This is a genomic window from Chryseobacterium sp. D764 (assembly GCF_019317325.1).
In the GTDB taxonomy this organism is placed as follows: Bacteria; Bacteroidota; Bacteroidia; order Flavobacteriales; family Weeksellaceae; genus Chryseobacterium.
This window is the reverse complement of record NZ_CP079219.1, coordinates 3,219,978-3,233,713: the sequence shown is the minus strand read 5'-3', so window position 1 is coordinate 3,233,713 and position 13,736 is coordinate 3,219,978. Positions and strand designations below refer to the sequence as shown.

Here is a 13,736-nt window from a genome sequence, read left to right as displayed (position 1 = left end):
TAGATCTTCGCTTTTTTATTTTATTGAGGTCTTGGCGGTGCCTTTGACCCAGGTTTGGTTTCTGTTGATTTTTTATTTTTTTGCTGCTGCTGGTCAGGATTTCCCTGTTGTGGAGTAGGATCCATATTCAGAGTTTTTGTACTGATATTTTCCAGCTTTTGTACTTTTCCATTGTTCATTTGCGGAATGCCGGTGTTCTGGGCATTAGGTTGTACAGGTGCTCCTGCGGGTTGTTGAGGGACGGCATTTCCTTTATTATCCGTTGCCTGGAAGCTGAGGTCGCTTTTCAGATAAATCAACATTTCTTTAGCTCTTATCCCTTCAGGAGTTTTAGAATAATTCAGGGCAATCTGTTCAAGCTGCAGAATCATTACTTCCTTTCCACTGGATTTTCCTGCATTGAATGCATTGAGCAGGTACAATTTAGGAACTAGTGCATCTTTAGGAAATTTTTGAAGAGTCTGATCTATGACCTCCTTACTTTCCAAAAATTTTTCCGATTCAAATAAGGCATATGCTTTTTTATATTCATTTTCAACTTCCTCCGTTGATTTTACGAACGATTTGTTTTTAGGATTTCTGGCAAATTCAGCATAAGAAGTGTAAGGATAATCCGCCAACAGAATTTGTTTCGCTTTTTCAGATGCCTGTGGATTTTTCTCATAATTCATGGCAAAAATTTCATACAATGCCTGTAGCATTACCTTTTCTTCCGGTTTTACATCTACAAGATCATACAGCGTTTTTGTCGCCAGGGGAGTGTTGGTAAAATAATTCTGATACATGATTCCCAGACCTAATGAAGCGGTATCTCTGTCCTTTTTCAATTGGGATAATTTACCCTGATCTGTTGGGATCTGCTCAATATAGTAAGAAGGTTCAAAACGTCTAGGATTAGGTGCTGAAGTTACCCCCAACGCTTCATTCTTCATATCTTCAATGGAAGCCATTTTCTTGGAAAAACGCCAGTTATCAGCAAGAGCACGATCTCCCCAAACTTGTTTAAAGGTAGAGGTTCCTTTGCTTACAGTACCGGTATTTCCGAAGTAAAATCCTTTGGTAGTTACTCCGAAATCCTCAAAAGCATTGGAGCTGTTAGCAAAAATAGAATTAGCGCTATAATCTCCGGTATCAAATCCTTTGTTCCTTTCTGCGCGTCTTCTTTCCTGTTCCTCTTTTTCTTCTTTAATCTTTAATTTTGCTATATATTTTGTGAAATAGTCTGTTTTCTGGCCTTCATCCATCTTTGCCAGTGAAAGAATACTGTCATTCTTTTTGATCAGATAATAATTCCTTGAAATCTTTTTGATGTAGGCAGACTGATCTTTTAAAAGGATTTTTGATGGTTCATACGTCATTACGGCAAGAGCAGAATCATAATAGCTTCCGGCCCCGATGTAATCATTCTTGTCAAGATAGCTTTTTCCTATTTCGTAATAAGCCAATCCACGGATCTGAGGGTCAGACACCTTTTCAAACAGTGATTTTCTGAAGAATTGCTGGGCTTCTTCTTTTTTTCCTGCTTTGTTGGCCATTAAGCCTAAAGCATAATAAAATTCATTTTTTCTGGAACCATAAGTACCTTTTTTACTGATTCCTTCCAGATAGTTTTTGGCTCCGGCATAGTCACCTTTACCATTAAAAGTTTTAGCAATGGCAATCTGAGATTTTACTTCAAATTCAAAATCATTGGCATATTTATAAGCTGCGGTATAGCTTTCTCTTGCTTTATCATTCTGGTTCAGATTTTCTAAAACCTGGCCTCTCAGATAAGCAATTCTACTCTTTAGTTTTCTGTTGCTGTTCAGTTCAAAAGCTTCATCAAGCTCTTTGGCTGCCTCTTCCTTTTTACCTGCATCCAGCAGAGATTCAGAATAATAGATGCTCAGCAGTTTTGCATAGCTTTTATTAATGTCTTCTCCTTTCAGTTTAGCAAAAGTTTCATGAGCTCTGTGATAATCTTTGATTTGGTCATAGGCAAGCCCCTGATAAATTCTTGCCAGTGCAATTCTTTTATCGTCTTTCATATGGGTGAACACATAATTAAGAGCATCCAGCGCTTCCAGGGATTTACCTCTATAAATTCTCGCTTGGGCAAGAATCATATAGGCATCGAAAATCTGCTTGTTTTTTTCTTCACCATTTCTGGTCACAGAATATTTATTAATCGCTTTTAAAGCTTTTGCTTCCGCAATTTCAAGTGTAGTAGCTCCTTTACCTTGTTCTCCTTCAGGCCTTGCAGGGGTATTTCCCTGAGGTCCGCCAGGGATATTCGGCACTCCGGAATTTCCTCTTCCTGAAGGTTTGTTGGCTACTTCAGCCATTTTCATGGAGTTTTCGGCAAAAGCCTCTGATTGTCCAAGATCACTTCCCAAAGGTTGTTCTTCATAGGTAAGAATAGGTATATAAGGAGCATAAAAATTGTCTTTATGTCCCTTATCTCTGGTTGTAAACTCACTGTTTAACGCATCTTTCGCATTAAAAAGAGTGTTGTAATATGTGGAAAATCCTTTCAATAGTTTTGATCGCTGCTCCGGCTTTTTTGTTTTGGTAGCACAGGAAGCAACAAGGCATATCACTAAAAGGAATAATATATTCTTTTTCATTATTCAATTATAACTTGCTAATCTGCTTTTTATTATCAGCAGTTTGATGATTTTGTAAAAATAATAAAATTTTATAATGAATAATATTTATATTTCTTGTGGAAATATTTTATTTCTTCTTTAACTGATATTCGAAACTTCAATAATTTCTTAAATCAGGGAGGTTTCTTTCAATATTTTATAAACAAGATGAGTAGGAAGTCCCATAATGGTATAAAAACTTCCTGTAAGGCTGGTGATCTTTGCCATTCCCAGCCATTCCTGAATACCATAGCTGCCCGCTTTATCAAAAGGCTTATAGTTTTGAACGTAATAGTTTATTTCCTCATCGGAGAGCTCATCAAGTGTAACGTCAGCAACATCAGTTTCTGTAATGGATTTATCTGCAGTTTTGATGGTGATCCCCGTATAAACCTGATGGGTCCTTCCAGAAAGGCTCTGAAGCATTTTGTAAGCGTCAGCTTCGTCTTTAGGTTTTCCAAGAATCTGATTATCAATAGCTACAACAGTGTCAGCGGTCAGCAGAACTTCATCTGCTTCCAAGTGTCTGAAAGCATCTGCTTTTAAATCAGATAGATAAGCTGCAGCTTCTTCTATTTTTATATGTTCCGGAAGAATTTCTTCACAGTCTATTTTTACAACTTCAAATTCAAAACCCAGGTTGGAAAGAAGCTCCTTTCTTCTTGGTGATTGAGAGGCTAAAAGTAATTTCATACCGGTAATTATACAGATTGAGTATTATCGTCATGCCAGTTTCCCTGAACCTTCATCACCTGTTCAATCACATCACGTACAGCTCCGGTTCCTCCTTTTTTCGGGGAAATATAATCGGAGATTCCTTTTACTTCAGGAACTGCATTTTCAGGACATGCCGCAATAGCCGAACTTTCCATAATATGAATATCCGGAAGATCATCACCCATAGTCAGGATTTCTTCATTTTTAAGATTGTGTTTTTTCTTAAAATCTTCAAAATCATCTATTTTGTTGTGGGATTTCGGATAGTAATCCTGGATACCCAGGTAATTGATTCTGTGTTTTACCATTTCATCATTTCCACCGGTAATCACTCCAATCAAATAATTGTTTTTTAATGCTTTCACTACTGCATATCCGTCCAGAACATTCATTACTCTGCACATATTTCCTCCGGGAAGAAGATAAACACTTCCGTCTGTGAAAACGCCGTCAACATCAAATACAAATGCCTTAATATCTTTTAATTTCTCTTTATAACTCATACATTTCCTGAATAGAATGATTCATTGTTTTATAAATTTTAAGACTTTCGTCTTTTAATAACTTTTCATGCAGCTGTAAAATTCTTACATCATTTCTCACTGCAGGGCCAGTCTGTGCCTGTTTGGGTTCAATTTCATAAATTTTCTGAACCGTTTCATCAATCAGCGGTAAAAAATAATCAAACGGAATATCCTGAGAATCCGAAATTTCTTTAGCTCTTGAAAAAAGATGATTCACAAAATTACAGGCGAAAACAGCCGTTAAATGAATGTATTTTCTTTTTTCGTGGCTGCTTTCCATTACTTTCTCTGAAATCTGTGAAGCGAGATCAAGCAATATTTTTTGATCTCCCTCATTTTCTGCTTCTACGAAGAATGGTATTTTTTCATACTCCAGTTCTTTTGATTTTGAAAAAGTCTGCAAAGGGTAGAAGCTTGCTTTCCTGTACTCACCAGACAAAGCTTCTTTTGGAAGTGATCCTGATGTATGGGCAACCAAACAGTCTTTTCTGGAAATACTCTTTGAAACTTCTTCTATAGAATTATCACTGACACAGACGATATAAAGATCTGCTTCCTCCAGATGATCTGTGGAATAAGGAATATTTAATTCTTCTGAAATCTTACTCAATTCTTTTTCGTTCCTGCCAAAAATCTGGGCCAGGGGAATACTTTTCAAAGTGAAAGCTTTTGCCATATGATAGGCAACATTTCCGGAACCGATGATTACAATTTGCATATAACAAATATAAGATTTTAAGCTGAGCCGGAAAAGGAAGATGTCCTCAGAAATCTCACACTTCAATATAGGCACGTTTATTGCGTAAGTGTCTCATATTATTTTAAATATTTAAATTGAAAATTGAAGTTTTAATTTAACTTTCAGTTATTTTTGTAATCCAAAACAATGTAAGGCATCTCATGAAGATTAAGGACGCGGAAATTATTTCGTTGATGCAGAATCCACGGACCCAGGATAAAGGTGTCCGGGCCTTGATGGATGCCTATCAAAGCAGATTGTACTGGCATATAAGAAGAATTATTGTGGACGGAGATCTTGCACAGGATACTTTGCAGGAAACTTTTATTAAAGCTTATCAAAATTTTCATCAGTTCAAAAATGATAGCCAGTTGTATACCTGGTTGTACAGAATTGCAACCAACGAAGCATTGCAGCAGGTGAATAAAATGAAGAAGATGCAGAAAACTGATGAAGATCCGGAGTATCACATGCAGAATCTTGTAGCTGATAATACGGAAGGAGATGCCGAAGAAATACAGCTTTTGCTGCAGAACGCCATACAAAGCCTGCCCGAAAAGCAGAAACTGGTATTTATGATGCGGTATTATGATGATTTACCCTACGAAGAAATATCAAAAATTGTAGATATGTCGGTAGGAACATTGAAAACAAATTATCATTATGCCAAACAAAAAATAGAAGATTATATTAAAGAAAATTACGAAAGATAATTTTTTGACCCAACAAAGATGAAAGAGTTCGACATAGAAAAATTAGAGCGTAAAAACATTTACACAGTTCCTGATAATATGTTTGAAAATATTCAGGAGAACGTTATGAATGATATAAAGACAAGTAAAAAAGCACCTGTCTTTAAGCTGAACTGGATGTATGCTGCAGCGGCATCACTGGCTTTGATCTTTGGAGCAACTTATGTTTTTAATTCAGATAATGATTCTACGCAAAAAGGATTGAATTCTGAAACAACATATACAGCCAATACCAAAGAACCAAAAACAGAGGGCGAGCTTGCTTACGAAACTTTAAAATCTGATTTAACTTCTGTTGAAAATAATAATCAAACAGTTGGAAATCAAAAGAGTAACAATGTTTATGCTTCTAAAAATGTAAGCGAAACTGAAAAAACAATCGAGACACCCAAACCGGTGAAAACCGTGAATAAAAAAGTAGAAACACAAATGAATGAATATCTGGACTCGTTTTCTAACTCTGAAATTGCAGAGCTAGCAAGTAATTCGACTCAGGACGTTTATTTGGATATTTATAATTAAAAGAAAATGAAAAAGATATTATTGACGTTTTTGATTATTTATGGCTTTGGATTAAATGCCCAAAGGACTGATTACGACTGGAAAAAGATGGACCCTAAGGAAAGGAAAGAAGTCATCAATAATCTTTCTCCGGAAGAGAGAAAAGAGCTCCTGAAAAAATTCAGGAACAATATGATTATGGATAATCTGAATGTCGATCCAGGTGATAAAGCCGAATTTACACAATTGTATAACGAATATCTGGATAGCCAAAAGCAAATCAAAAGTCAGTTTAATTCAAGCTTTGATCCTGAAACTCTAACGGATGAAGAAGCAAAGGCCAAATTGCAGCAAAGCTTTGAAGTAGGACAAAAACTGTTAGATAACAGAAAAAGATATGCAGAAAAAATGCAGCAGGTAATTCCCTGCCAGAAAGTTCTGAAGTTGTTTCAATCCGAGAAAATGATGAAGGATAAAATGGATGAAAGAAAACCTCATGGAAACAATAATGCTTCGGGACCTAGACAAAACCCATAATAGTTTATTTTTTTAATGTTGGACGGCTCTTACAGATCTTTCTGTGAGAGCCGTTTAATTTTTACAACAAAAAAAATTACTTTTACCAGAAAGTTCACATATGAAAAAAACACTTTTCTTTTTATTATTTTCGATGGTATTATTGGGACAGAAAATAGAAAAAATTGATCTTTCAAAATCTATTAAAGATAATAAAAACTCTATTAAAAGTTTTACGGTGATAGATCAAAGAGCAAATCAGGAAGTCGGAATGGTCATGTATCATAAAGACGAGGTGAAAATTATTTTCGAAAATAATGCCGGCAAAGACATAACAGATTGGTTTTATAAATACAATCCGGTAAGAGGAAATGATGACATGGTTCTTTTGCTGGAAAGGTTGAATATCTCAGAAGACAAAAAAGAAAAATACTCTATCGGAAAGCTTGAATTAAGAGCAAGTACATTTATTAAGAAAGAAGATGGATATCATTTTATTGACAGAAAAGATACAATAGCAACAGTTTCATCACGTATAACGCCCTATTTAGCCCAAAGCCTGTCCAGAAAAGCGACTTTAATTCTTACTGATCTGTTTAAAGAATCTTATAAAGGAGAACCATGGGAATTTAGTGTTTCAGAAAGTGATCTTCCTAGCTATGGCTCTCTATTAAAAGAAAAACTTAGCATCCTGAACGCAAACGAATTGAAAGAAGGGGTGTACAAAGATTATTACAGCTTCTTTACCCATAATCCTGAACCCGGATTTACTTTGCAGGCTAATGATAAAGGAGTGGTGACAAAAGCAGTAAAAGGAGAGGAGAAAACGGGGATAAGACATTTTTACGCTTTTGTGTATAAAGGAATAGCATATAAAAATATTCCTGTTGGTTACACTGAGATTTTTAAAGATGAGAACGGTGTTTTTATTGAAGTAACAAAAGCAGAACTATTTCCTGAAACAACTGCAAGTGGTGTCACCATTGGAGTTGCTGCAGGTGGTTTGGTGGGAGGTGTTATTGGCGCGGTCATAGATGTTAGTCTCTCAAATAAAAAAAAGAATACTTTAGGCCCCAAAGTTTATCTTGATCCTTTTACAGGAAATTACCTGTTGCCGGAAGACTTTGGTAAAACCAAATAATATTGAAAAAGGGAAAAATTGAGCTTCTCTTCCTATTGTTATCTGTGTTTCAGTTAAAAGAAAGAATTAGAATGAAAAATTCTCTTGCATTTTCTTATCTTTGCAAATTACAAGATTCTTAAATGAAAAACATACGAAATTTTTGCATAATCGCTCATATCGACCACGGTAAAAGTACCCTGGCAGACCGTCTATTGGAGTATACGAATACCGTTACCCAAAGAGAACTACAGTCTCAGACGCTTGATGATATGGATTTGGAGAAAGAACGTGGGATTACAATCAAGTCGCACGCCATCCAGATGGATTATGAGTATAAAGGAGAAAAATATATTCTAAACCTTATTGATACACCGGGACACGTTGACTTTTCTTATGAAGTTTCCCGTTCTATTGCTGCCTGTGAAGGAGCACTTCTTATTGTTGATGCTGCACAGAGTATCCAGGCACAAACCATCAGTAATCTATACCTGGCATTGGAAAATGATTTAGAAATTATTCCAATTCTTAATAAAATAGATCTTCCGTCAGCAAACCCTGAAGAAGTAACCGACGAAATTATGGGCCTTTTAGGGTGCAAATATGAAGATGTTCTTAGAGTTTCTGGAAAAACAGGTGAGGGGGTTCATGATTTGCTTGAGCAGATTGTCAACAGAATTCCTGCACCGGTTGGAGATCCCAATGCTCCGTTACAGGCACTAATCTTTGACTCTGTTTACAATCCGTTCAGAGGAATTGAAGCGTATTTTAAAGTAGTAAACGGAAGTATTTCTAAAAACGAGAAGATAAAATTTTTCGCGACTGGAAAAGAATATGGTGCTGATGAAGTGGGAACTTTAAAACTAAAACAGGTTCCGAAAAAGACAATTGAATGTGGTGATGTAGGGTATATTATTTCCGGGATTAAAGATGCAAGAGAAGTGAAAGTGGGTGATACCATTACCTCTTTTGTGAATCCTGCTGCTGCTGCAATTGACGGTTTTGAGGAAGTAAAACCAATGGTTTTTGCAGGAATTTATCCTATTGAATCTGAAGATTTTGAAGAATTGAGATTCTCATTAGAAAAATTAAGACTGAATGATGCTTCTTTGGTGTTTGAACCCGAAAGTTCTGCAGCATTAGGTTTTGGTTTCCGTTGCGGATTCTTGGGAATGCTTCATATGGAAATCGTGCAGGAACGTCTCGAAAGAGAATTTAATATGAATGTAATTACTACAGTTCCCAACGTTTCATATCACGGATATTCTAAAAAAGATCCTGAAACGGCAATGTTAATCAACAACCCATCTGAAATGATTGATCCCAATCTTTTAGACAGAGTTGAAGAGCCTTATATAAAAGCTTCTATTATTACCAAATCGGATTTTGTGGGTGCAGTAATGACGCTTTGTATCGAGAAAAGAGGGGAAATTGTAAACCAAAGCTATTTAACAGCAGACAGGGTGGAATTAACATTCAATATGCCTTTGGCTGAAGTTGTTTTTGACTTTTACGATCGTCTGAAATCTATTTCAAAAGGATATGCATCATTTGATTATTCCCCAATCGGAATGCGTTCTTCTAAATTGGTGAAAATGGATATCCTGATCAATGGTGACATGGTAGACGCACTGTCTTCATTGATTCACGATTCTAATGCTTATTACATTGGTAAAAGAATGTGTGAAAAGCTTCGTGAACTGATTCCTAGACAGCAGTTTGATATTGCAGTTCAGGCAGCATTGGGAGCCAAAGTAATTGCTAGAGAAACCATTAAAGCCTTAAGAAAAGACGTTACCGCAAAATGTTATGGTGGAGATATTTCCAGAAAACGTAAGCTATTGGAAAAGCAGAAAGAAGGTAAGAAGAAAATGAAACAGATTGGTAGAGTAGAAGTCCCGCAATCGGCATTCATGGCTGTATTAAAACTAAATGATTAATTCATTATAAAATAAAAACCGCTTCAGATGAAGCGGTTTTTTTATTTCCTGATTTATTTTTTACGGGTATATTTTATTTCCATGGTTTTGTACTCTTTGCCTGTTTTGGAATCAGGGCCGTACATTTCCAGTTTTTGATTATTATCATCTACAAATGTGAAAACTTCTCTGAAATCACAATCTTTTCCTGGTCTTGAAGGGTCAGTCATTTTTCCTTTAAACTCAACTGATTTTGTGGATGCATTCCATTCTCCTTCTCCATGCATGATTCCCGTTCCCATATTGTCTATCCATGTACTGATAAACTTCTTCTTTGAGTTGTCATATCCTACAATACTCATCCCTTCAAAAGGCATTCCCATAAAGTCACCTTTGTGATTAGTGATCTGATAACGTCCACCATACATCATTTTATTGGTTGCCTCGGATTTACTCATCATAGGTTTTGCTCCGTTTTCCATCCACATTGTTGTTTCTCCAGTCCAGGTTCCATCAGATTTGGCCAGCATTTTGTGCATTTCTCCAGGAGTAGAATACTCCATCCAGGCTTTCATAGCTGTTGCAGAATCTACAGGTTTCCATTCAGAGGTCGAAGTAGAATCGGCTTTGTCAGTAGTATTAGCAGCAGTAGTTTTTCCTTTCTCACATGCTGTTAATAAAAAAGCAATAAAAAGAATTGTTAATACATTTTTCATAATGATTTAGTTTTAAGATGGTTAGAATGATAACTTAAAGATAGGAACTTTTATTATAACCGAAATTATTTTTTAATTTGAGCATAAATCGTAACTTTGTGTATTCGTAACGCAAATTAATTTATGGAGTCTCCAAAAAAATTACAGGATATAAAAGTGGCTGTAGATGCCGTTATTTTCGGATATTTTGATAAAAAAGATCTTCAGATCCTTCTGATTAAAAGAAATATTGAACCTTTTAAAGGTGGATGGGCTCTTCCGGGAGGACTTGTTCTTGATGATGAAAGCGTAGATGAAGCCGTAAAAAGAGAACTCTATGAAGAAGCAGGCATAAAACCCGATTTTCTGGAACAACTCTACACATTTGGTAATCTGGGTCGCGATCCGAGAAACAGAGTAGTTTCTGTAGCATATCTGGGCCTTGTGAACCCATCTTACCATGAATTGTTTGCAGATTCTGATGCTGAAGACGCACAATGGTTTAGTATTAATAAACTTCCTTCAGTTGCTTTTGATCACAAAACAATCATTGAGACTGCCTTAAAGAGACTTCGTACAAAAATTCAATACCAGCCGATCGGTTTCAATCTTCTCAACGAAGAATTTCCTTTTTCAGACCTTGAAAATCTTTATAAAACCATTGTAGGACAGGAAATCGACAGAAGAAATTTCCGTAAGAAAATCATGAGTTACGGACTGTTGAACGAAACGAATAATGTTAAAAAAGAAGGAAGTGGCAGACCTGGAAAGCTTTTTACTTTCAATAAAGAAAAATATAAAGAGCTTGAAGAACAGGGTTTTTATTTTGAAATTAAATAGTTTTAAACACAAATTTCACAAATTAGTTTACACTAATGGTCACAAATGCATAGGAGAAAAAAAAGAATTATATAAGAAAAATCACTCAAAATACATTCAATAGGAACGGGCTTTAGCCCGTTTTTTATGATCAAATTCTATCAGTTTTAGCCTAAATCAATTAAAGATTAGGGTCATTGTGATAAAAATTAGCGTTATCCGTGTTTTATAAAATAAATTTTTACAACTGAAAATCAGTAGTTTATGTATATTAGCGTAAAATTAACACAAATAAATTTGGCGCAAAGACTGATAAAATTTTAAATTTGTGTATAAATAACGCAATCATGAAATACACCATACAAAATATTACAGAACGGTTTCAGAAGAAAGAAAGAATAAAATTTCTCTTTTTCTGGGGACATACGGCAAAAGATATGGTAACCAAATCATGCTTCAGCCAATGGTTTCCCGGAAAATTTGAAGAAAACGGGATCATTTATAAAACGGCAGAGCACTATATGATGGCCGGAAAAGCAAGGTTATTTAATGATCCTGAAACGGAAGAAGAAATCTTAAAGGCAGCTACTCCTAACCAGGCAAAAGCTTTAGGCCGAAAAGTAAAAAACTTTGATCCGAAACTTTGGGATGATTATAAATATGAAATTGTAACTCAGGGAAATCTTTTGAAGTTTTCTCAAAATCAGAAATTTAAAGACTTTCTTTTGTCAACCGGAGATAAAATTCTTGTGGAAGCGAGTCCTTATGACAGAATCTGGGGAATTGGAATGCTGGAAACAGACAGCAGAGCAGAAAATCCTTTATTATGGAACGGAGAAAATCTCTTAGGATTTGCTTTAATGGAAGTAAGAGATCAATTAAAAAACTAAAACACATAACCAATACAAAATAGGAATCATGGAAAAAATAGAATTACACCCACAGATATTTCTGATTGAAGATTTTCTGACCGAAACGGAATGCAATCATTATATCAGTCTTTCGCAGGAAAAAGTTTTTGAAGAAGCAAAAATCAATGTATTTGGACGTCAGCAGATGAATAAAGGAGTCAGAAATAATGACCGACTGATGATTTTTGATGAAACAATGGCTGAAGATCTGTTTAAAAAGGCAACCGAATTTCTGCCTCAGGAACACGATGGATATCAGCTTCTTAACTTTAATGAAATGCTTAGGGTCTATAGATATGCTCCCGGACAGCAGTTTAAAATGCACAGGGATGGAAGTTATATCAGAAATGAAAATGAGAAAAGTTTTTACACCTTTATGATCTATCTGAATGATGATTTTGAAGGAGGAGAAACAGAATTCGAAAGCCTGTTTACCGTGGCTCCGAAGAAAGGAACAGCACTGATTTTTCATCATCCTCTGAGACATGAAGGAAAGACCTTGATTAGTGGACTGAAGTATGTTTTAAGAACGGATATCATGTATTCTAAAGAATAAACATTCTTAAAAAATGGCATTGCTATGTCTTGTTTAATTAGCGTAATATTAACACAAATAAAAATATTTGATCATGGAAGATGAATTAAAACCCAGATTTATCGAATCATTACAAAGAAATAATGATCAGATCAGAGAAGACCGTGCAAAGATCATCGGAGCAGATTCCGAATTGATTTACAGACGCAGAGTTGAAGATATCGAATTAAAAATCAAAAGACTCGAGCGCGAACAGGAAGGGCTTATAGATATCAGTCCTCTAGACAGGAACAGTCTGACATTCGCGGATTTCAATCCCGAATCATTCGTTCAGAAAGACATGGAATTATCATTAACAATCAGAAACCTTAATATTCAGCTTGAAGTAACCCAGAAGAGATTTGAATATTTATTTGGAAAAACACTATAGTCATGGGAAGTACAAGATACGATTTAGACGCTCGTTATGACAGAGCAAGAAAAGCAGGGTACGGAACAAAATCCGCAGGTGAAATTTTTACCCAGAATGCCAAAAGAATGGCTCACGAATCAATGAATCCTCACGGAATTTCTTTCAGAGAATCCAGAGACTCTGAAGTTCACCCCAACTCAGTTCCGATTATTTTAGGACTGGATGTTACAGGAAGTATGGGACATATTCCTCATGAGCTGATCAGAGATGGATTGCCTAAACTAATGGGAGGAATTATTCAGGGAGGTGTTCCGGATCCGGCTTTATTATTTCTTGGAATCGGAGACCATGAATGTGATGGTTATCCGCTTCAGGTGGGACAGTTTGAGTCCGGAGATGCAGAACTGGATATGTGGCTTACCCGTACTTATATTGAGTCTGGCGGCGGCGGAAATGCCGGCGAAAGCTATCTTTTAGCGTGGTATTTCGCAGCGTTCCATACCAGGACAGATGCCTTTGAAAAAAGAAATCAAAAAGGATTGCTGTTTACCGTTGGAGATGAACCTTGTTTAAAAACACTTCCCGCTTCCGCCATCAGAGAAATTATGGGAAAAGGACAGCAAACCTATACTCATCTTGAATTGCTGGAAGAAGTAAAGAAGAAGTACGAAGTATACCATATCAATGTTTTACATTCAGATCAGGCACTGAGAGCAGACAGAGGATGGAGAGAATTATTAGGACAAAATTGTATTTCCATAGAAGATCACAGAGAAATTCCGAATGTTATTAAAGGAATTATCTGCGATACATTTAAAAATAAAACTTTGGGAACTATAGAAACAGAAGGGTTGGATCAATTTCAAATGCTTTAGAATAAGGTAATTGCCATCAGAAAATTATAAAAAAACAAATGAAGATGGTAAAGACTTTCAAAAAATAAAAGGAC

15 protein-coding genes are annotated in these 13,736 nt (G+C 35.9%); 10 read left to right on the top strand and 5 right to left on the bottom strand.

What is annotated here, in order from left to right; genetic code table 11:
• Nucleotides 1-20: 20 nt before the first annotated feature.
• From KYG33_RS14630 to KYG33_RS14615, 4 genes are all read right to left on the bottom strand, one after another.
• On the bottom strand, nt 21-2,606 hold the full coding sequence (locus KYG33_RS14630) for a tetratricopeptide repeat protein (RefSeq protein WP_180564869.1): 2,586 nt from the start codon (nt 2,604-2,606) through the stop codon (nt 21-23).
• Between the two features lie 150 nt (nt 2,607-2,756).
• Nucleotides 2,757-3,320 (bottom strand): Maf family nucleotide pyrophosphatase, encoded by a 564-nt coding sequence (locus KYG33_RS14625; protein ID WP_077413217.1) that lies wholly within the window; start codon nt 3,318-3,320, stop codon nt 2,757-2,759.
• An 8-nt stretch (nt 3,321-3,328) separates the two neighbouring features.
• Nucleotides 3,329-3,847: a KdsC family phosphatase gene (locus KYG33_RS14620; RefSeq protein ID WP_047380044.1), complete on the bottom strand. Its 519-nt coding sequence runs from the start codon at nt 3,845-3,847 to the stop codon at nt 3,329-3,331.
• Nucleotides 3,837-4,586, bottom strand: a complete 750-nt coding sequence (locus KYG33_RS14615) for a Rossmann-like and DUF2520 domain-containing protein (RefSeq protein ID WP_219071983.1) — start codon at nt 4,584-4,586, stop codon at nt 3,837-3,839. The genes KYG33_RS14620 and KYG33_RS14615 overlap by 11 nt, the downstream gene beginning before the upstream one ends.
• A 182-nt stretch (nt 4,587-4,768) precedes the next feature.
• Between KYG33_RS14615 and KYG33_RS14610 the strand changes: the two genes are divergently transcribed.
• The 5 genes from KYG33_RS14610 to lepA all read left to right on the top strand — a co-directional run bounded on the left by KYG33_RS14610 (nt 4,769) and on the right by lepA (nt 9,436).
• Nucleotides 4,769-5,320 carry an RNA polymerase sigma factor gene (locus KYG33_RS14610; RefSeq protein ID WP_047380042.1) on the top strand — a complete coding sequence of 184 codons (552 nt, stop codon included), beginning with the start codon at nt 4,769-4,771 and terminating at the stop codon, nt 5,318-5,320.
• An 18-nt stretch (nt 5,321-5,338) separates the two neighbouring features.
• Nucleotides 5,339-5,881, top strand: coding sequence for a hypothetical protein (locus KYG33_RS14605; RefSeq protein ID WP_077413215.1), 543 nt, complete (start codon nt 5,339-5,341; stop codon nt 5,879-5,881).
• A gap of 6 nt (nt 5,882-5,887) precedes the next feature.
• On the top strand, nt 5,888-6,397 hold the full coding sequence (locus tag KYG33_RS14600; RefSeq protein WP_077413214.1) for a hypothetical protein: 510 nt from the start codon (nt 5,888-5,890) through the stop codon (nt 6,395-6,397).
• Between the two features lie 100 nt (nt 6,398-6,497).
• A complete protein-coding gene (locus KYG33_RS14595) occupies nt 6,498-7,517 on the top strand; it encodes a hypothetical protein (protein WP_219071982.1) in 1,020 nt (339 codons plus the stop codon).
• A gap of 122 nt (nt 7,518-7,639) precedes the next feature.
• Nucleotides 7,640-9,436, top strand: coding sequence for a translation elongation factor 4 (gene lepA, locus KYG33_RS14590; protein ID WP_077413212.1), 1,797 nt, complete (start codon nt 7,640-7,642; stop codon nt 9,434-9,436).
• A 53-nt stretch (nt 9,437-9,489) separates the two neighbouring features.
• Here lepA and KYG33_RS14585 read toward each other — a convergent pair whose 3' ends face one another.
• Nucleotides 9,490-10,131: a DUF1579 domain-containing protein gene (locus tag KYG33_RS14585; protein ID WP_077413211.1), complete on the bottom strand. Its 642-nt coding sequence runs from the start codon at nt 10,129-10,131 to the stop codon at nt 9,490-9,492.
• A gap of 123 nt (nt 10,132-10,254) precedes the next feature.
• Here KYG33_RS14585 and KYG33_RS14580 point away from each other — a divergent pair, with 123 nt between their 5' ends.
• The 5 genes from KYG33_RS14580 (at nt 10,255) to KYG33_RS14560 (ending at nt 13,662) form a co-directional block, all read left to right on the top strand.
• Nucleotides 10,255-10,950 (top strand): NUDIX hydrolase, encoded by a 696-nt coding sequence (locus KYG33_RS14580; RefSeq protein ID WP_077413210.1) that lies wholly within the window; start codon nt 10,255-10,257, stop codon nt 10,948-10,950.
• Nucleotides 10,951-11,276: 326 nt separating this feature from the next.
• The gene (locus KYG33_RS14575) at nt 11,277-11,819 is read left to right on the top strand and encodes an NADAR family protein (protein WP_180564864.1); all 543 of its coding nucleotides are present in this window, start codon (nt 11,277-11,279) and stop codon (nt 11,817-11,819) included.
• Nucleotides 11,820-11,847: 28 nt separating this feature from the next.
• Nucleotides 11,848-12,396, top strand: coding sequence for a 2OG-Fe(II) oxygenase (locus tag KYG33_RS14570; RefSeq protein ID WP_219071981.1), 549 nt, complete (start codon nt 11,848-11,850; stop codon nt 12,394-12,396).
• Nucleotides 12,397-12,469: 73 nt separating this feature from the next.
• Entirely contained in the window at nt 12,470-12,805 is a 336-nt protein-coding gene (locus KYG33_RS14565) for a hypothetical protein (protein WP_077413207.1), read from the top strand.
• 2 nt (nt 12,806-12,807) lie between these two features.
• Nucleotides 12,808-13,662 carry a hypothetical protein gene (locus KYG33_RS14560; protein WP_219071980.1) on the top strand — a complete coding sequence of 285 codons (855 nt, stop codon included), beginning with the start codon at nt 12,808-12,810 and terminating at the stop codon, nt 13,660-13,662.
• The last annotated feature ends 74 nt before the right edge of the window (nt 13,663-13,736 follow it).

Bases quoted from the DNA above. Each gene is read 5' to 3' on its own strand.
- KYG33_RS14580 (WP_077413210.1), top strand. From the start codon at position 10,255: ATGGAGTCTCCAAAAAAATTACAGGATATAAAAGTGGCTGTAGATGCC.
- KYG33_RS14620 (WP_047380044.1), bottom strand. From the start codon at position 3,847: ATGAGTTATAAAGAGAAATTAAAAGATATTAAGGCATTTGTATTTGAT.
- KYG33_RS14615 (WP_219071983.1), bottom strand. From the start codon at position 4,586: ATGCAAATTGTAATCATCGGTTCCGGAAATGTTGCCTATCATATGGCA.
- KYG33_RS14570 (WP_219071981.1), top strand. From the start codon at position 11,848: ATGGAAAAAATAGAATTACACCCACAGATATTTCTGATTGAAGATTTT.
- KYG33_RS14560 (WP_219071980.1), top strand. From the start codon at position 12,808: ATGGGAAGTACAAGATACGATTTAGACGCTCGTTATGACAGAGCAAGA.
- KYG33_RS14595 (WP_219071982.1), top strand. From the start codon at position 6,498: ATGAAAAAAACACTTTTCTTTTTATTATTTTCGATGGTATTATTGGGA.
- KYG33_RS14565 (WP_077413207.1), top strand. From the start codon at position 12,470: ATGGAAGATGAATTAAAACCCAGATTTATCGAATCATTACAAAGAAAT.
- KYG33_RS14625 (WP_077413217.1), bottom strand. From the start codon at position 3,320: ATGAAATTACTTTTAGCCTCTCAATCACCAAGAAGAAAGGAGCTTCTT.
- KYG33_RS14610 (WP_047380042.1), top strand. From the start codon at position 4,769: ATGAAGATTAAGGACGCGGAAATTATTTCGTTGATGCAGAATCCACGG.
- lepA (WP_077413212.1), top strand. From the start codon at position 7,640: ATGAAAAACATACGAAATTTTTGCATAATCGCTCATATCGACCACGGT.
- KYG33_RS14630 (WP_180564869.1), bottom strand. From the start codon at position 2,606: ATGAAAAAGAATATATTATTCCTTTTAGTGATATGCCTTGTTGCTTCC.
- KYG33_RS14575 (WP_180564864.1), top strand. From the start codon at position 11,277: ATGAAATACACCATACAAAATATTACAGAACGGTTTCAGAAGAAAGAA.
- KYG33_RS14585 (WP_077413211.1), bottom strand. From the start codon at position 10,131: ATGAAAAATGTATTAACAATTCTTTTTATTGCTTTTTTATTAACAGCA.
- KYG33_RS14600 (WP_077413214.1), top strand. From the start codon at position 5,888: ATGAAAAAGATATTATTGACGTTTTTGATTATTTATGGCTTTGGATTA.
- KYG33_RS14605 (WP_077413215.1), top strand. From the start codon at position 5,339: ATGAAAGAGTTCGACATAGAAAAATTAGAGCGTAAAAACATTTACACA.